Origin of the sequence: Aeromonas sp. LsrichE-8G, from assembly GCF_022869435.1 — a bacterium.
Taxonomy (GTDB): domain Bacteria; phylum Pseudomonadota; class Gammaproteobacteria; order Enterobacterales; family Aeromonadaceae; genus Aeromonas; species Aeromonas caviae.
This window is the reverse complement of the sequence record NZ_JALIHH010000107.1, coordinates 1-17,940: the sequence shown is the minus strand read 5'-3', so window position 1 is coordinate 17,940 and position 17,940 is coordinate 1. Positions and strand designations below refer to the sequence as shown.

The 17,940-nt window shown below is 62.1% G+C and carries 14 protein-coding genes, 1 tRNA gene and 3 rRNA genes; 4 read left to right on the top strand and 14 right to left on the bottom strand.

The genetic code is table 11. The features are described from left to right. Both MUW49_RS15530 and MUW49_RS15525 read right to left on the bottom strand, forming a co-directional pair. A partial coding sequence (locus MUW49_RS15530) for a transposase domain-containing protein (RefSeq protein ID WP_244812937.1) occupies nt 1-348 on the bottom strand: 348 nt, incomplete at its 3' end. A gap of 117 nt (nt 349-465) precedes the next feature. Next, complete coding sequence (locus tag MUW49_RS15525) at nt 466-1,371, bottom strand: LysR substrate-binding domain-containing protein (RefSeq protein ID WP_052815644.1); 906 nt, start codon at nt 1,369-1,371, stop codon at nt 466-468. A 118-nt stretch (nt 1,372-1,489) separates the two neighbouring features. Between MUW49_RS15525 and MUW49_RS15520 the strand changes: the two genes are divergently transcribed. The 3 genes from MUW49_RS15520 to MUW49_RS15510 all read left to right on the top strand — a co-directional run bounded on the left by MUW49_RS15520 (nt 1,490) and on the right by MUW49_RS15510 (nt 4,087). Further along, a complete protein-coding gene (locus MUW49_RS15520; protein WP_052815645.1) occupies nt 1,490-2,617 on the top strand; it encodes an S-(hydroxymethyl)glutathione dehydrogenase/class III alcohol dehydrogenase in 1,128 nt (375 codons plus the stop codon). A gap of 51 nt (nt 2,618-2,668) precedes the next feature. Continuing rightward, a complete protein-coding gene (gene fghA / locus MUW49_RS15515) occupies nt 2,669-3,517 on the top strand; it encodes an S-formylglutathione hydrolase (protein ID WP_052815647.1) in 849 nt (282 codons plus the stop codon). Nucleotides 3,518-3,580: 63 nt separating this feature from the next. Beyond that, nucleotides 3,581-4,087, top strand: coding sequence for a DinB family protein (locus tag MUW49_RS15510; RefSeq protein ID WP_244812936.1), 507 nt, complete (start codon nt 3,581-3,583; stop codon nt 4,085-4,087). A gap of 72 nt (nt 4,088-4,159) precedes the next feature. On the opposite strand, the gene MUW49_RS15505 is transcribed toward MUW49_RS15510, so the two are convergent. Continuing rightward, nucleotides 4,160-4,882 (bottom strand): DUF2807 domain-containing protein, encoded by a 723-nt coding sequence (locus MUW49_RS15505; RefSeq protein WP_052815649.1) that lies wholly within the window; start codon nt 4,880-4,882, stop codon nt 4,160-4,162. 298 nt (nt 4,883-5,180) lie between these two features. Between MUW49_RS15505 and ovoA the strand changes: the two genes are divergently transcribed. Next, complete coding sequence (gene ovoA / locus MUW49_RS15500; RefSeq protein WP_052815650.1) at nt 5,181-7,328, top strand: 5-histidylcysteine sulfoxide synthase; 2,148 nt, start codon at nt 5,181-5,183, stop codon at nt 7,326-7,328. 57 nt (nt 7,329-7,385) lie between these two features. Here the strand turns inward: ovoA and MUW49_RS15495 are convergent, their stop codons facing one another. From MUW49_RS15495 to MUW49_RS15445, 11 genes are all read right to left on the bottom strand, one after another. Then, nucleotides 7,386-8,357, bottom strand: a complete 972-nt coding sequence (locus MUW49_RS15495) for a bile acid:sodium symporter family protein (protein ID WP_052815651.1) — start codon at nt 8,355-8,357, stop codon at nt 7,386-7,388. Between the two features lie 273 nt (nt 8,358-8,630). Then, a complete protein-coding gene (locus tag MUW49_RS15490) occupies nt 8,631-10,076 on the bottom strand; it encodes an amino acid permease (protein ID WP_052815652.1) in 1,446 nt (481 codons plus the stop codon). A gap of 166 nt (nt 10,077-10,242) precedes the next feature. After that, entirely contained in the window at nt 10,243-10,581 is a 339-nt protein-coding gene (locus tag MUW49_RS15485; protein ID WP_052815653.1) for a tRNA-binding protein, read from the bottom strand. Between the two features lie 76 nt (nt 10,582-10,657). Continuing rightward, nucleotides 10,658-12,103: an amino acid permease gene (locus tag MUW49_RS15480; protein ID WP_052815654.1), complete on the bottom strand. Its 1,446-nt coding sequence runs from the start codon at nt 12,101-12,103 to the stop codon at nt 10,658-10,660. A 101-nt stretch (nt 12,104-12,204) separates the two neighbouring features. Then, nucleotides 12,205-12,660: a beta-galactosidase subunit beta gene (locus MUW49_RS15475; protein ID WP_052815655.1), complete on the bottom strand. Its 456-nt coding sequence runs from the start codon at nt 12,658-12,660 to the stop codon at nt 12,205-12,207. Then, nucleotides 12,657-15,731 carry a beta-galactosidase subunit alpha gene (ebgA, locus tag MUW49_RS15470; RefSeq protein WP_052815656.1) on the bottom strand — a complete coding sequence of 1,025 codons (3,075 nt, stop codon included), beginning with the start codon at nt 15,729-15,731 and terminating at the stop codon, nt 12,657-12,659. Before ebgA ends, MUW49_RS15475 begins: the two co-directional genes overlap by 4 nt. A 321-nt stretch (nt 15,732-16,052) precedes the next feature. Continuing rightward, nucleotides 16,053-17,018: a transcriptional regulator EbgR gene (ebgR, locus tag MUW49_RS15465; protein WP_041214116.1), complete on the bottom strand. Its 966-nt coding sequence runs from the start codon at nt 17,016-17,018 to the stop codon at nt 16,053-16,055. A gap of 164 nt (nt 17,019-17,182) precedes the next feature. Then, a 5S ribosomal RNA gene (rrf, locus tag MUW49_RS15460) occupies nt 17,183-17,297 on the bottom strand. A 22-nt stretch (nt 17,298-17,319) separates the two neighbouring features. Then, nucleotides 17,320-17,395: transfer RNA gene (locus MUW49_RS15455), tRNA-Thr, on the bottom strand. A 47-nt stretch (nt 17,396-17,442) separates the two neighbouring features. Continuing rightward, nucleotides 17,443-17,557: ribosomal RNA gene (gene rrf, locus MUW49_RS15450) — 5S ribosomal RNA — on the bottom strand. Nucleotides 17,558-17,681: 124 nt separating this feature from the next. Beyond that, a 23S ribosomal RNA gene (locus MUW49_RS15445) occupies nt 17,682-17,940 on the bottom strand; the annotation flags it as partial.

Here is a 17,940-nt window from a genome sequence, read left to right as displayed (position 1 = left end):
ATCGGCGCACTGTTTGAACAGCCACTCGAGCGGCTGTTTGCCGAGTCGCTGACGGGCCTGAGACAGGGCACTGTCCGCGAGCAAGGCATCATTGGCCAACCCTTCTGCACAGATGTTGAGGCGCCGAGCGACCTCGGAGATGGGCTTATTGCGGAAAAAGGCCATCCCCACGACGAGCCACAAGACCATATCAGAAGGTAAGCGGCGTCGGCGGATAGTGGCCTTTTCAGACAAGGCGGCAGCGGCAGTAATCCATTCGTCGGGAATATGGTCGGCAAAAATGGCCAACCGAGCCAGCATGTCGCCAGATGCCTCAACAACATCGTTCAGATCGTTTGCAATAGACATAAAAAATCCGGAACCAGTGATTGGTTCCGGATTGTCCTACAGCAGAAGGATCGGTCAATGGATCCTTAACTGATCAGCATTGCGCACATGCGGGCCTTCTCTTTTTCGGGCGACGGCTCAGCCGATGGGCCGTACCAGGGCGGGTTGGTGGGGCTCGCTGAGGCGCTCGGCCAGATAGTCCACCAGCAACCGCACCTTGGGGGAGAGGTGGCGGTTGTGGGGATAGAGGGCCCATATTCCCTCCTCGGGGGCCCGCAGCTCCGGCAGCAGCTCGATGAGCTCGCCTTGGGCCAGGTGGTCGCTCACGTAGTAGTCCGGCAGCTGGATGATGCCGATCCCCTTGATGGCCGCATCCAGCAGGGCGTGGCCGCTGTTGCACTGCAGCAGACCGCGTACCCGCACGCTGTGGGGTTTACCGTTCAGGGTGAAGTGCCACTCGTCCCCGTTGCCCACCAGGCAGGTGTGACGGGCCAGCTCCGAGAGACTGTTGGGCATGCCGTGGCGGGCGGTATAAGCAGGGGAGGCGCACACATAGGGAACCCGCTGCGCCAGCTTGCGGGCCACCAGGGTCGAATCCTTGAGGTGGCCGAGGCGGATCGCCAGATCGAACCCCTCGTGTACCAGATCCAGCAACTGGTTGGTGAGGTTGAGGGTCACCTCCAGCTGGGGGAAGCGCACCATGAAGTCGTTCACCAGGGGGGCGATGCGGCTCTCGCCGTAGGAGACCGGGGCCGTGATGCGCAAGGAGCCCTGGGGCACCGCCTGATGGCGTCCCACCGCCAGCTCCGCCTCGTAGAGGTTGTCCAGCAACTGGCGGCAGTGGCGAAAATAGATCTCCCCGAGTTCGGTGAGTCGCACCTGGCGGGTGGTGCGCAGCAGCAGCTTGGCCTGCAGCCTGTCTTCGAGCTGCGCCACCTGGCGGCTCACCTGGGCCACCGACACCCCGAGCTTGCGTGCGGCCGGGGTAAAGCCCCCCTGCTCCGCCACGCTGACAAATTCACAGACCCCTTCCCAGCCGAACATTATTACCTGTGTGTAAAAGTGATTTGATACTTAGCGTTATTATCACCAAATCGGCGGGAAACTACACTGGATCTCCGAACTCATTTCCGTTCATCCAACCACTACGAGGACGTCATTCATGGCACAGGTTCAGAGCATCAAGTGTAAAGCCGCCATCGCCTGGGGACCGGGTCAGCCCCTCTCCATCGAAGAGGTCGAGGTCATGCCGCCCCAGGCCGGCGAGGTGCGGGTGCGGATCGTCGCGACCGGCGTCTGCCACACCGATGCCTTCACCCTCTCCGGTGAAGATCCGGAAGGGGTCTTCCCCTGCATCCTGGGCCATGAAGGGGGCGGTATCGTCGAGTCCGTCGGCGAGGGTGTCACCAGCGTCAAGGTCGGCGATCACGTGATCCCGCTCTACACCCCCGAGTGCAGCGAGTGCAAGTTCTGCAAATCCGGCAAGACCAACCTGTGCCAGAAGATCCGCGCCACCCAGGGCAAGGGGCTGATGCCGGACGGCACCACCCGCTTCTCCAAGGACGGCCAGCCTATCTACCACTACATGGGCACCTCCACCTTCAGCGAATACACGGTACTGCCCGAGATCTCCATCGCCAAGGTGGATCCGGCCGCCCCGCTGGAAGAGGTCTGCCTGCTGGGCTGCGGCGTCACCACCGGCATCGGTGCCGTGATGAACACCGCCAAGGTGAAAGAGGGTGAGAACGTCGCCATCTTCGGGCTGGGGGGCATCGGCCTCTCCGCCATCATAGGCGCGCGCCTGGCCAAGGCCGGCCGCATCATCGCCATCGACATCAACGAGAGCAAGTTCGAGCTGGCCCGCAAGCTGGGCGCCACCGACTGCATCAACCCGAACACGTTCGACAAGCCCATCCAGGAGGTGATCGTCGAGATGACCGACGGCGGCGTCGACTTCTCCTTCGAGTGCATCGGCAACGTCAAGGTGATGCGCGCGGCGCTGGAGTGCTGCCACAAGGGCTGGGGCGAATCCGTCATCATCGGCGTGGCCGGTGCGGGCCAGGAGATCAGCACCCGTCCGTTCCAGCTGGTCACCGGCCGGGTGTGGCGCGGCAGCGCCTTCGGGGGCGTGCGCGGTCGCAGCGAGCTGCCGAGCTACGTACAGCGCTACATGCAGGGTGAGTTCAAGCTGGACGACTTCATCACCCACACCATGCCCCTCGAGCAGATCAACGAGGCGTTCGATCTGATGCACGAAGGCAAGAGCATCCGCACCGTCATCCACTACTGATCCCATGAGCGCCCCGCCCATCGATGCATGGGCGGGGCAAGGAGTCCTTACATGAATCTGGACATCATCAGCAGCAACAAGAGCTTCGGCGGCTGGCACAAGCAGTATCGCCACCGCTCCAATGTGCTGGGGTGCGAGATGCGCTTCGCCATCTACCTGCCGCCCCAGGCCCTCACCGGCCAGAAAGTCCCGGTGCTCTACTGGCTCTCCGGTCTCACCTGCACCGACGAGAACTTCATGCAAAAAGCCGGGGCCCAGCGCATCGCCGCCGAGCTCGGCATCGCTCTGGTAGCGCCGGACACCAGCCCCCGCGGTGAAGGGGTGGCGGACGATCCCGGCTATGACCTCGGCATGGGGGCGGGGTTCTACGTCAACGCCACCCAGACCCCCTGGCGGGATCACTACCAGATGTACGATTACGTCACCCGGGAGCTGCCCGAGCTCATCGAGACCCACTTCCCGGTCTCGACGAAGCGCGCCATCAGCGGCCACTCCATGGGAGGCCACGGCGCCCTCATCGCCGCCCTGCGCGAGCCGGGTCGCTACCGCTCGGTGTCGGCCTTCAGCCCCATCAGCCACCCGAGCCGCTGCCCCTGGGGCCAAAAGGCCCTCGGCGCCTACCTCGGCAACAACCCCCTGCTGTGGCAGGAGTGGGATGCCTGCCAGCTGCTGCGCCACCACGACAGCCCGCCCCTGCCGACCCTGGTGGACGTGGGGCTGGACGACCCCTTCCTGGCGGAGCAGCTCGGCATCGACACCCTGGCCGAAGTGGCCGCCACCCGGGCGTGGCCCCTGACGCTCAACCGCCATGCCGGCTACGACCACAGCTATTACTTCGTGGCGAGCTTCATCGAGGCGCACCTGCGCTTTCACGCCAACCACCTGGGCGAATCGGCCTGAGGCTGACCCGCTCGTGGCCGCCCCGTCAGCGGGCGGCCATTCACCCGGAAACAGGAGACAAGGATGCCTCTCTTCACCACATTGCTGGCCATGCCTGATCAGTTCGAGCGGCTGCTGGCACAGGTCCCCACCGACCACCTGGACTGGGAACCCGCCAACTGGGCCGGGATCCCCTCCGAGCGTTTCAGTGCCAGGGGGCACCTCTGCCACCTGCTGGACATCGAGGTGCTGGGCTATCAGGTGCGGTTTCGTCGCACCCTGGCGGAGAGCCTGCCGGAACTCGCCTCCCTCGATGGTTATCAGCTGGCGCTGGACCATGATTACCCCCAACAGGATACCGCCACGCAGCTCGACCGCTTTCGCACCGCCCGCCTGCAGACCGTCGAATGGCTGAAGACGGTGCCGTCCGACGCCTGGCAGCGCCGCGCCCGCTATGGCGGCTATGGGGAGGTGACCCTGGACGGTCTGGTGCGCCTGCTCGTCAGCCATGACCACCAGCACCTCGCCGGCATGCAGTGGCTGCTGATGCGCCTGAACGCCGATCTGGGCCTCGCACTCCCCCTCGAGTGAAGCGTCACCCAACAGTGTCACATCCTGCAAAAAAGGCCCCGAGGGGCCTTTTTCATTGTTGCGGTGATGGGATCAGCTCCCCAACCGGCTCACCTGACCCGAGCCCGCGATCTCGCTGGTCAGCGCTGGGCTGCCCCAGTAGTTGACCGCACCGGCACCGGCGATCTCTATCTTGAGCCGCGACTGGGCCCGCACCTCGACCTCGCCACTGCCGGCGATGCTCACCTCGACCTCCTCGCTGGCGATCCCGGCCCCCTTGACGCCACCGGCGCCGGCGATGTTCAGCGCCATCACCCGGGCGGAGCCCTGCCCCAGATCTAGGTTGCCCAGCCCGGCGATGTTGCCCTCCAGCCGATCCAGCGTCAGCCCGCTGGCGACGATGTCCCCCGTGCCCGCCAGGGAGAGCACCAGATCATCCCCCTTGAAGTCGCGCAAGGCGCCGTTGCCAACCCCCGCCAGTGCCAACTCGTGCAGCGTCGGCAGGGTGATGGTGATCTCCAGCGGCTGGATAGGGTCGAGCCGGTAGCCATCCTTGACCTCGATCTCCAGCTTCTCCCCCTTCTCGGTGAGCACCAGATAGGGCAGCAGGTTGGCCTCCCCCTTGACCCTGAGGGTGTGGCTCTCTCCCGCCACCAGGTACAGGTTGGCGGGCACGCCCGCCAGCACCCTGGTCACCTCATGCCCAAGGGGATGCTGCTGCTCCACCACGGCCCCCTCCCCGCGCACCTTGACGTCATCCTGCCAGCTGCATCCGGTCAGTCCCAGGGCCAGCACCACTCCCAGCATCCATTTCATCCCGCTACTCCTCGTGTCCTCTTTGCCGCACGGCGCGGCAGGTGAGTGGCAATCAGCAAACCCTGTGCCATATGGCTAACATCATGATTTATCTATCCATTTCAATATTTCGAGGCTCGAAGGGTCCATAACAAAGAGTCATTCAGACCACAATCTGGTCAATCTGACCACACCCGAAGGGGGGTGTTGACCCATTTTTTTGGTTGCCGCCCCGGTTCGTTGAGCCAATAGTGATACCTGGTGCGTATAGAGCACTCCATCGCTGCTTCACCCGCCAGAATCAACAAGGAGTCAGAGCGTGACCCAAGCCAGCCACTCATTCGTCCATCCGGGCCTGCCTGCCCCCACCCGCACCCCGCTGCTGACAGGCGACGATCCCGACCACAAGCGCCGCGAGCTGCTCGCCTACTTCTGCCAGACCTTCGATCTCTACGACTCGCTGTTCGACTGCCTGGCCGACGAGCGGGCCTGGTTCAACAAGGCAATCCCCCTGCGCCACCCGCTCATCTTCTACTACGGCCATACCGCCGCCTTCTTCGTCAACAAGCTGCTGGCGGCCCGTCTCATCGAGAGTCGGCTCGACGCACGCATCGAGGCCCTGGTCGCCATCGGGGTGGACGAGATGAGCTGGGACGATCTGGACGAGACCCACTACGACTGGCCCACGGTGGCCGAACTGCGTGACTACCGCGGCCGGGTGCGCGCCCTGGTGTGTGAGTTCATCGAGCGGATGCCGATCGAGCTGCCCATCCATTGGCAGAGCCCGGCCTGGGTCATCCTGATGGGCATAGAGCACGAGCGCATCCACCTCGAGACCTCCAGCGTGCTGATCCGCCAGCTGCCCCTGGCCTGGGTGCGCAGCCAGCCCCAGTGGCCGGTCTGCCCCGAGGCGCGCCACGATCTCGCCGCCGTCCCCGTCAACACCCTGCTGCCGGTGGCCGGCGGCCAGGTGCGCCTCGGCAAACAGGATGCCACCTACGGCTGGGACAACGAATATGGCGAGCGCCACATCGAGCTGGCCCCCTTCCAGGCCAGCCGCATGCTAGTGAGCAACGCCGAGTACCTGGCCTTCGTGCAGGCGGGTGGATATGAAGCGCCCGCCTGGTGGGACGACGAGGGCCGGGGCTGGCGCCAGTATGCCAACGCCCGCATGCCCACCTTCTGGGTCGGCGATCCCAATGAACCCGAGCAGTTGCAACTGCGGCTGATGACCGAGCAGGTCCCCATGCCATGGGACTGGCCGGTGGAGGTGAACCAGCTGGAGGCCGCCGCCTTCTGCCGCTGGAAGGCGGATCAGACCGGCCTGCCCGTCCAGCTGCCAAGCGAGGGGGAGTGGATGCTGCTGCGGGAGCAACTGGCCGGCGATCAGCCGGACTGGATGGAGGCCCCCGGCAACATCAACCTGGCCCGCTTCGCCTCCTCCTGCCCGGTGGATGCCTGCCCCCAGGGCAGCTTCTTCGATCTGGTGGGCAACGTCTGGCAGTGGACCAGCACCGCCATCGACGGCTTCGAGGGGTTCAAGGTGCACCCCCTCTACGACGACTTCTCCACCCCCACCTTCGACGGCAAGCACACCCTCATCAAGGGCGGGAGCTGGATCAGCACCGGCAACGAGGCGCTCAAATCCTCCCGCTACGCCTTCCGTCGCCACTTCTTCCAGCACGCGGGCTTCCGCTACCTAGTCTCACGCCATCAGGAGCCCGTCATCGTGAACCCTTATGAAACCGACACGCTCGTCGCCCAGTATCTCGACTTCCAGTACGGCCCGAGCCACTTCGGGGTCGCCAACTACGCCGAGGCTCTGGCCGGTCTTGCCAGCGAGCTCTGCGGCCGCCATGAGCGGGCGCTCGACATCGGCTGCGCCACCGGCCGCGCCAGCTTCGAACTGGCTCGCCGCTTCGCCCACGTGGACGGGGTGGACTACTCGGCCCGCTTCATCGACGTGGCCCTGACCCTGGCAAGACAGGACAGCTTCCGCTATGCGGTGCCGGTGGAAGGGGATCTGGTGGAGTATTGCGAGGCGCGGCTCTCCCGCCACGAGCTTGGCCGCCAGCAGAGCGAGCGGGTCCACTTCAGCCAGGGGGATGCCTGCAACCTCAAGCCCAAGTACGGCGACTACGATCTGGTGCTCGCCTCCAACCTCATCGACCGGCTGCGGGAGCCCGCCCGCTTCCTGCGGGACATTGCTCCGCGCCTTCGCAGCGGCGGCCTGCTGGTGCTCACCAGCCCCTACACCTGGCTGACCGACTACACCCCCAAGGCCAACTGGCTCGGCGGCATCCGGGAAAACGGCGAGGCCCTCGGCACCTATCAGGCGCTGCAACGGCTGCTGGCGGAGGAGTTCGAGGAGCACATGCCCCCGAGGGACGTCCCCTTCGTCATCCGCGAGACCGCCCGCAAGTACCAGCACACGGTGGCTCAGCTCACCGTCTGGCGCAAACGCTGACGACGCGGCAAACGAAAGAGGGAGGCCCATGGCCTCCCTCTTCTTTATCCGTACCGCTTACCCCTCCTGTACCTGGGGCAGGGCCTCCTGCTCGCGGTAGCGGCGGGCCAGCACGGCGCACACCATCAGCTGGATCTGGTGGAAGATCATCAGCGGCAGCACCATGACCCCGACGCTGGCGGCGGGGAACATGACGTTGGCCATGGGCACCCCGTTGGCCAGGCTCTTCTTGGAACCACAGAAGACGATGGTGATCTCGTCCGCCCGCTCGAAGCCGAGGCGACGGCTGATCCAGACGTTCCACCCCAGCACCAGCGCCAGCAGCACGCAGCTCAGCAGCACGATACTGGCCAGATCGTACCAGCCGACCTGGTGCCAGATCCCCTGCACCACCGCCTCGCTGAAGGCCACATAGACCACCAGCAGGATGGAGCTCTGGTCCAGCTTGCCAATGAGCGGCCGGTGGCTGTCAACCCAGCGACCGATGAGGGGGCGTGACAGGTGGCCCACCACGAACGGCAGCATCAGCTGCACCATGATGGCCTGAATGGAGTGCCAGGTATCGACCCCCTCCCCCTGCACATTGATCATCAGCCCCACCAGCACCGGCGAGAGGAAGATGCCGAGGATGCTGGAGGCCGAGGCGCTGCACACCGCCGCCGACACATTGCCCCCCGCCATGGAGGTGAAGGCGATGGCCGACTGCACGGTGGCGGGCAGGGCGCACAGATACAAGAAACCGAGATAGATGGCCGGGCTCAGCCACTGGGGCACCAGGGGCGTGAGCAGCAGCCCCAGCAGCGGGAAGAGCAGGAAGGTGCTCGCCATCACCACCAGGTGCAGCCGCCAGTGGCCGAGGCCCGCCAGCAGGTTCTGGCGCGACAGCTTGGCGCCATGCATGAAGAAGAGCAGCGCCACCGCCAGCTTGGTCAGCAGACCGAACCAGACGGCCACCTGCCCCTCGCAGGGGAAGAAGGAGGCCAGGGCCACCACGGCAATCAGCACAGAGGTAAAAGGATCCAGACGCACGGGGAGTCTCCAGAGAAAGCGCGTCCCGCACGGGATGGGGACGACAGGGCACGGGGAAGGCGTCATCAGGCGGCGACCCCGGATACGAAGGGACAAGCTTACCCCGAACACCCTGTGGTGCAAAGTTGAGCGGCAGCTTCATTTGTTTCATTTTGTTAAACGATAACGCACATTCTCACAGCAAAACTAAACGATTTTGACCCTCCGGCCCCGGATCCGGCCAATAAAAAACGGGCGACCCTGGTCGCCCGTCTCCTGTTTGCCACATGCCGGTCAGTGCTGGCTGGCCAGGGGGCCGCTGCCCGCTTTCTTCTCATTGCTGGCGAGCTTGCGGGCCTGCCGTTTCTCGAAGCGGGAGATCCACCAGTAGGCCAGCGCCGAGAAGACCGCGGTCATGAAGACGTTGATGAAGAAGGCGCGCACCAGATCCACCCCGGCCGGGAAGGCGGAGGCGCTCATGCTCACCACGAAGATGGCGATCAGCACCGACACCACCCCCATCCCGAAGGTGCGCGACCCCATGCGGAACTCGCGGGGGGTGTCGTCGTGTTTCCAGCGAAACACGAAGTAGGCCACCATGATGAAGATCGGCGGCAGCATGGCAGTCCCGGCGGTGAGGTTGATGGCGGTGTTCATCATCTGCTGCACGGATTCCGAGCCGAAGCCGTTGACCACCAGCATCGCGAACACGAAGACAAACTGCCACCAGGCGGCGCGCACCGGCACCCCGTGCTCGTTGAGCTGGGTGGTCTTCTCGCCGTAAACCCCCTGCGGGATCTCGGAGAAGTGGATCTTCACCGGCGCCGAGGTCCACATCATCATGGAGCCGAACATGGCGATAAACAGCACCACGCCGACGAAGCGGCCCACCAGCGCCTCGGAGAGCCCGAAATACTGCGCCATGCCGGTGAAGATCTCCACCATGCCGCCGGCATAGGTGAGGCTCTCGCGCGGCACGAACACGTTCACCAACAGGGAACCGACCGCATACATGGCACCGATGACGATACCGGCGCTGATGATCACCTTGATGAAGGACTTCTGGCCGCCCTTGACGTCATTGAGGTAGGCCGCTGCGGTCTCGGCACCGCCCGCCGCCTGGAAGATCCAGCACATGATGCCGAGCGTCGCCCAGTTGACGGTGGGAGTCATCGCCTCCAGCGTGATGGGCTGGGCCGGCACATGATCGCCACCGAGGGCCATCAGGGCACCCAGCACATAGATGGCGAACAGGGCAAACACTCCGTAGGCCACTATTTCAGCAATCTTGCCGAGCCAGCTCGCCCCCTTGGTGGAGATATGGGTCGCCGCCGCAAACAGCACGATGGAGATGACCGAGGTGACCATGGGCGAGAAGCTGTACTCATAGCCCAGCATGGCGTAGGAGGCGTAGGCGATGACGTTGGGCAGCAATGAGACGAACCAGAACAGGTTCACGAACCAGTAGAGAAACGAGCCCAGATAGGCCATCCGGGTGCCGAGCGGCTTTTTCAGCCAGTCATACATCCCCGACTCGGAGTTTTTGTTGGCCGAGACGAACTCGGCAATGATGAAGACGAACGGGATGAAGTAGACGATGGTCGCCAGCAGGAAGATGGGGGCGGAGCTGAGCCCCAGCTCGATGTTGTTGTTGACGATGTTGCGCACGTTGAACACGGCGGCAAAGGTCATCGACAACAGGGCAAACTTGCCTATGGTGCCGCGTACGGATTCAGACATGGTGTCCTCCAGTGGACTCGCGCTCCCTGCGGGGAGCGCTGTGACTCTGTGATGTGTTTGGCAAGGGTCTGTCGACCCTGCCCTTTACTCTCTTGTTATGAGCGGGCCGCGTGGGCGGCCTCGTTGGTGAACCGGTGCAATCTCCCGCACCGGCTCGCAATACCAGTCAGACGATCGGAGTGCCCGGCGCCATCGGCACCCGCGGTTGCAGCAGCACGCTCTGGCTCTCGTCCGGGGCCTCGGCGCAGAGCAACATGCACTCGGAACGCTCGCCGCGCATTCGGGTGGGCTTGAGGTTGGTCAGTACCACGACCTCGCTGCCCATCAGCTCCTCTTCGCTGTAGTAAGGCACCAGACTGGTGACGGTCTGCAGGGGGCGCTCGCCACCCACATCGATCTGGACGATGTAGAGCTTGTCGGCGCCTGGGTGGCGCACCACCTCCAGCACCTTGCCCACCTTCATCTCGACCCGTTTGAATTCGGCAAACTCGATCGTCTCGCTCATGGTCTTTTCCTTTTCTAGTTCAACGGTTTGCGGGTGGCCAACGGCCACCCGTTCTGATCTGGGGTAAGGACGGCGCTCATGACGCCGGCATGGAGAGCCCGGCCGTCGGCCTGGCCTCTTGCTCACGCGCTTCGGCACTCAGGGAGGCCTCGTATCTGTTGTATTTCCACCAGGCGAAACCGAGGAAGATCACGATGCCGCCCACGTTGTAGAAGATGATGGTCATGATGTCGGCACCGGTCGGGAAGGTGGAGGCCAGGAAACCCACCGAGAAGATGGCGATCAGCACCGACACCACGGCGATGCCGGTGGTACGCGACCCCATCCTGAAGTCCCGCGGCAGGTGGTCCAGCTTCAGACGCAGATTGAGGTAGGCCAGCATGATGAAGAGCGGCGGCAGCATGGAGGCGGCGGCGGTCATGTTGATGACGGTGTTCATCAGCTCCTGCGCCGTGTTGGAGCCCAGGGTCGGGATCACCATCAGCGGCAGCACGATGAGGTACTGGATCCAGGCCGCCCGGGCGGGCACGCCGTTCTCGTTCAGCTCGACCGTCTTCTTGCCGAAGATGCCGGCCGGGATCTCGGAGAAGAAGATCTTCACCGGGGTCGCCGTCCACATCAGCAGGGAGCCGAACATGGCGGTGAAGGAGACCAGCCCGACGAAGCGGTTCATCAGGATCTCCGGCAGGCCGAAGTAGGCCGCCAGCCCTTCAAACACCTGCACCGAGCCGCCGGTATATTTCAGGGTACCGCTCGGCACGAACACGTTGATCAACAGCGAGGCGATGGAGTAGAGCACGCCGATAAAGATCCCGGCGACGATGATCACCTTCACGAAGGATTTGGATCCCCCTTTCACGTCATTGACGTAGACCGCCACCGACTCGGCGCCACCGGCTGCCATAAAGATCCAGGTAGTGATGCCAAGAAACGCCCAGCTGAAATCGGGAACCATGGCCTCTACCGTGATGGGGTCGGCCGGTTGCACGCCACCCACCAGTGCCGCACCTGCCAGCAGGATGTAGGAGAGGGTCAGCAGCAGCATCAGGGACGAGGTCACCGAAGTGATGGGGCCGAGCATCTTGGCGCCGTTGGTGGAGACATAGGTCGCCAGGGCGAACAGGATCATGCTTAAGCAAGTGGTGGTCAGCGGGGTGAGGATGTATTCGTAGCCCAGGAAAGCATAGGAGGCGTAGGCGATGACCCTCGGCAACAAGGAGGTGAAGAAGAACAGGTTCACGAACCAGTAGGTGTAGGCGGAAATGAAGGCCCAGCGCCCGCCGAGGGAGCTTTTCACCCAGGCATAAACCCCCGCTTCGGAATTTTTATTGAGGGAGACGAACTCCGCGATGATGAGGCAGAACGGAATAAAGTAAAAAATGGTGGCCAGAAAGAACATGGGGGCCGAGGCCAGGCCGATTTCGATGTTGTTGTTGATGACGTTGTTGAAGCTGAATACCGCCGCGAAGGTGAGCGACAGCAGACCGAACTTGCCTATCGTATTCCGTTTGGAATCAGACATGGTGCATCTCCAGACCTGTAGTTATCCACGAAAGGGCGGGGCATGGGTTGTAGGGTGGCCCCGCGCCTTCCGGTATGTGTCAGTAAAAAAACAGCGGCTTGTTATTTGTTTTTGAAGTAGCCGCCTTCGACGGTGACCTTGATGATCACCTTGCGCACCGGCGCGTCGCCTGCGAAGCGATAGGCCTCATCGTTCTCGAAGATCACCACCTGGCCGTTGCCCACCTTCTGGCGCTCACGCACCTCGCCGGCCAGCCACTCGCGGTCTGTGGTGTCGTCGTAAGCCTGTTCGACCCGCAGATCCGACTTGGGGGCCCACTCCACCGTCTCTTCCCCTTCCAGGTAGTAGTGAACGTCGAAGTAGCGGCGCTGCCCCTCGAACAGTGAGGTGGCCGGGCTGGCCCCCTCCTGCAAGCGGTAGGTGAGGGAGTCACCGATGGAGTGGCAGATGCCGGGCTTGAGGTTTGGCAGGTTGTTGATGGCCTCCACGCAGCGGCCCCACTTCTTGCCCTCCCGGTAGATATTTTTGAACAGGGTCAGGTTGTCCAGGGTGATCATGCGAGGTTCCTCCCGCCGTTGATGGTGAGGTCGAGCCCGGCCAGCGCAGCCGGATTGAGGTTGCCACGGGCGATGGGCAGCAGGGTCAGACCGAAGCTGAACGGCTCGAAGCGCACCCGCCAGGAGTCCAGAACCTCGGAGCCCCAGGAGTTGGAGCCGAGCCCCAGCACCTTGTGATCCAGATTGAGGGTGAGATAACCGCAGGGTTCCAGCTCGTTGATGTGCTGAGCCGCGTGGATATGCTCCCAGCTGTAGGGCCAGACGCTCAGGTTGATGGGGGCATCGGGTCGCACGTAGAGACCGGCGCCGTGACGGTTGGTCAGGGTCGCCCAGCGCACCTGCTGGCGGTTGCCGTTGTCCTGCGGGAAGGGGTAGTGCTCCCACATCTCGCCGACTGTGCTGTTGAAGCTATCGATCCAGTTGCTCTGGCGGCTGTCCTGATAGTTCTCGCCCGGGCCCATGCCGTAGTAGTGCACCCGGTCGAGATCCTGGCGAATACCCAGCTCGAAACCGATCTTGGGAATGATGTCGTCATAACCGCCGTAGGGCTGACCGGACAGTGCCACGTGTAGCTGGCCGTTCGGGCTCAGGGTGTAGACGTAGCGGCAGCGCATGCCGAAGTCGAACACCGGCGGCGCGATCAGGCTCTCCACCGTCACCTCGACCGCCTCGCCCAGCTGACGCCAGCTCAAGGTGCGGAAGTGCTCCTGCATGATCTGCAGGTGATTCGGGTGCCACAGGCTCTCGTACTCCTGCTTGTGGTTGTCGATCATCGGCTTGAAGAAGGTGAGGCGCGGTGAGCGCTCAATCAGCTCATTGCCATCCTGCTGCCAGCTCACCAGCTTGCCGTCGAGGCGCGAGAAGCGCAGGGCAAAGCCGCTCCCGCTCAAGGTCAGCGCGAGGCGTTCATCGGCGATCTGCAACGGGGTCGCGTTGGGGTTGGCAAAGGGCTGCAACTGGCGAGTCGACTCTTTTAGCCGGAACTGGTACTGGCCCAGCTCGTGCTCCGCCGCGCTGTAACGGGTGGCGGTGGCCTTGATGACCCGCAGCTGGACGAAGGTTTCCCGCGCATCAAGGGATGGCAGTTCGAGTTGCAGCTCTGTGGTGGCACCGGGGACAATCCCTTCCAGCCGGATTTGCTGACTGGCCAGCAACTCGCCCTCGGCCTTCACCTCGACCAGCAGGCGGATGTCGTCGAGAGTGGAGAACCAGTAGCGGTTTTCCACCTCCAACTTGCCGCTCGCGAGATCCAGGGCCCGCACCTTGACCGGGCAGATCACCTGCTTGTATTCGCGCAGGCCCGGCCCCGGGGTCTGATCCGGGTAGATGAGGCCATCCATGCAGAAGTTGTAGTTGTTGGGGTAGTCGCCGTAGTCGCCGCCGTACTTGTAGACCGGGCGCCCCTGCTCGTCCTGATCCAAAATGCCGTGATCGCACCACTCCCAGATGTAGTGACCCTGAATGTGGGGATGGCGGTCAAACACCTGCTGATATTCGCTGAGACCACCCGGGCCGTTGCCCATGGCGTGGGCGTATTCGCAGAGGATGCGCGGCTTCGCCATCGGGAACTCGCCGAAGCAGTTCATCTGGGAGACGCGGGAATACATGGTGCTCACCACATCCACCACCTCGGCATCGCGATCCTCTTCGTAATGTACCAGCCGGGTCGGGTCGATCTCCTTGCAGCGCCGGTACATGGCTCTGATGTTGCAGCCGTAGCCGGACTCGTTGCCCAGCGACCAGATGATGATGGAGGGGTGGTTCTTCTGGGCGTGCACGTGGCGCTCGATGCGATCCACGAATACTGGTTCCCAGAAAGGGTCGTCGGTGATGCGGCTGAGATCGCCGACGTTGGCAAAGCCGTGGGTCTCCACGTCGGTCTCCGCCATCACGAACAGGCCGTACTGGTCGCACAGCTCGTAGAAACGCGGGTCGTTCGGGTAGTGAGCGGTGCGCACAGAGTTGAGGTTGTGCTGCTTCATCAGCACGATATCGCGCTCCACCCGATCCATGCCGACCGCGCGGCTCTTGAGGTGGTCGTTGTCGTGGCGGTTCACCCCGTGCAGCTTGATGTAGTGGCCGTTGACATGGAAGAGGCCATCTTTGACCTTGATTTCACGCACCCCGACCCGCTGCGGGATCACTTCCAGCAGCTCACCCTCACCGTTGTAGAGGGAGAGTTGCAGCTGGTAGAGGTAAGGATCTTCGGCGCTCCACAGATGGGGGTTGGCCAGATCCAGCGTGAAGCGGCAGTCATACTTGCCATCGATGGCGAGATGGTCGAGCGAGCCGCTGGCGATCTCGCTGCCCTGATCCAGCAGCGACCAGACCAGACGGTGATCACGGGCTGGCGCACCAAGATTTTCCAGCTGGATATCGCAGCTCAGGGTGGCGCTCTGATTGTCATCGGCCAGCGCAGTCTGGATAAAGAAGTCCTGCACATGGACTGCCGGTTTGCCCACCAGGTAGACGTCGCGGAAGATCCCCGCCATCCACCACATGTCCTGATCTTCGATATAGGTAGAGTCCGCCCACTGCATCACCCGCACCGACAGCAGGTTTTCGCCAACCTTGGCATAGGCACTAATATCGAACTCGGCGGTGAGACGGCTCCCCTTGCTGAAACCGACATAGTGGCCGTTCACATAGACCTCGAAGTAGGTCTCCACCCCGTCAAACTTGATGATCACCTGCTCGCCGTCCCAGGCCGGGCTCAGCGTGAAGCTGCGCTGATAGGCGCCGGTGGGGTTGTTGGTCGGCACGAAGGGCACGTCTATGGGGAAGGGAAAACCTTCGTCGGTGTACTGCAACTGACCATGTCCTTCCATCTGCCACATGTTGGGCACGGTGATCTGGCCCCACTCGCTCATGGGGCTGTGATAGAAGGCCTCCGGCACCTGCAGGGGGTGGTCGAAGTAGTGGAACTGCCATTGGCCGCTCAGCCCCAGAAAACGGCGGCTCAGCTCGCGCTGCATGGTGGCCGCCAGCGCGTGGTCGGCATAAGAGAAGAAGTAGGCACGCGGAGCCAGCCTGTTTTCACCAACGAATTGGACGTTTTCCCAGTTATTCACATGTCCTCCCGGAACAAGGCAACGTTAACTGGGTAAACTCTAGATAAATATTTACTAAATATCGGTTTTGAATAGGTAAAGTTTTAACCTGATCACAGTGAGCGGATGGTTTTGTGAGCGAGATCAGAAGCGGAAGATAAAAGGGAATAGGGCGGATGGGTGTGGCATGGATGTTGATGATAGCTGGCTGAATGGCAGTAAAATCAACTATAAGACATTGTGATGTGACGTCATTGGATGATATGGCAAAGCAGTTTGCTTGGTAGGGGTGTCGCACCACCGCAAGATGGTGCGACTAAAATGCAGGGCATTTTACTAAAATCAGCGCGTAGTACCACGCAGGGTCAACTTGCTCGGTACCAGCACCCGAAGGGGAATATCACGCTCGTCACGTAGCCGTTCGACCAACAGATTGACTCCCTGGGAGCCCATCAACTCGGAGTGGATCCGCACCGTTGAGAGCGGCGGGAAAGTGAACTTGGCGGTCGGAATATCGTTGACGCTGATAAGCTCGATCTGCTGGGGAATCGCCAGTCCCTTCTCATGGATGGCACGCAGCACACCGATGGCGATGGAGTCGGAGGCGACAAACAGCGCCCTGGGCCAGTCGCCGGCCAGCATCTCTTTGGCCAACTTGTAGCCGGAAGCGCTGGAGAAGTCTCCGCGATAGAGGTCGCTCTCCTGTACCACGCCAAGCCGCTGGCCATAATCGCGAAAGGCGAGTTCCCGCAGATCCGGGCCATCATCCTGGCCACCGATATAGCCGATGCGCTGATGGCCCTCGGCGATGAAGAAGTCCACTACCTGCTGGCTGATGAGTGCCAAATCAACATCAATCGAGTCAAAATCCCCCTGAGAGCGGCAATCCACGAACACCAGCTGGGCAGACAGGCCGCGCAGCACGGCCAGCCGTTCTTCCGGCAGATGGCCGATGACCAGGATGCCATCGACGGCAGAGAGCTCACGCCCCTCGGCACCGTTGTAGCAGTGGGCCAGCTCGATGTTGAGGCGGGTACACTGGGTCTCGATACCGTAGCGGATGGCCAGATAGTAGGGATCGTTGACCTCGGTGCTCTGGGGATAGGCGTAGACAGCCAGGAGCTGCAGCTTGCTCTTGTGCACCCCTTTGCGGGCGCTGCTGGTCTTGTACTCCAGCCGCTCGGCAATCTCGAAGATCTTCTGCCTGGTCTCGTCCTTGACGCTCAGGCTGGGATCCTCGTTCAGCACACGGGATACGGTAGCAAGCGATACCCCCGCCTCCTGTGCAATTTCCTTCAACGTAGCCATCAATACCTCGCAGGCAGCATCACGTGTTCATCGGGCAACGGCTAAAGAGTAACGAGCAATCCCTTGATAGCCCAGCATTTTTACTGAAATAGAAGCAGGGAATTGAGGCGGGAGGACAGAAATGCAAAAAGGCCTCCCGCATGGGAGGCCTCTTCTGAATAGGTGCCTGACAGTGTCCTACTCTCGCATGGCGAATGCCACACTACCATCGGCGCTACCGCGTTTCACTTCTGAGTTCGGCATGGGATCAGGTGGTTCCACGGCGCTATTGCCGTCAGGCAAAAGCTGTACTGCTTGAAAATGGTGCTGATACCCAGAATCGAACTGGGGACCTCATCCTTACCAAGGATGCGCTCTACCGACTGAGCCATATCAGCACACTAACCGGTAAAGACCACGCTCAATGCGTAATCTAAAATTGGGTGCCTGGCAGTGTCCTACTCTCGCATGGCGAATGCCACACTACCATCGGCGCTACAGCGTTTCACTTCTGAGTTCGGCATGGGGTCAGGTGGTTCCACTGCGCTATTGCCGCCAGGCAAAATCTTAATCCAGAAAGCTGACGTGAATAACGACTTCGCTAGTTGCTTGTCATTACCACTGAATTTGTAAGTAGTTTGCTTGGTATTTGCTACAAGTCTCTGAACACTTCTTGGGTGTTGTATGGTTAAGCCTCACGGGTAATTAGTATGGGTTAGCTCAACGTATCACTACGCTTACACACCCCACCTATCAACGTTGTGGTCTCCAACGGCCCTTTAGGACCCTCAAGGGGCCAGGGATGACTCATCTCAGGGCTCGCTTCCCGCTTAGATGCTTTCAGCGGTTATCGATTCCGAACTTAGCTACCGGGCAGTGCCACTGGCGTGACAACCCGAACACCAGAGGTTCGTTCACTCCGGTCCTCTCGTACTAGGAGCAA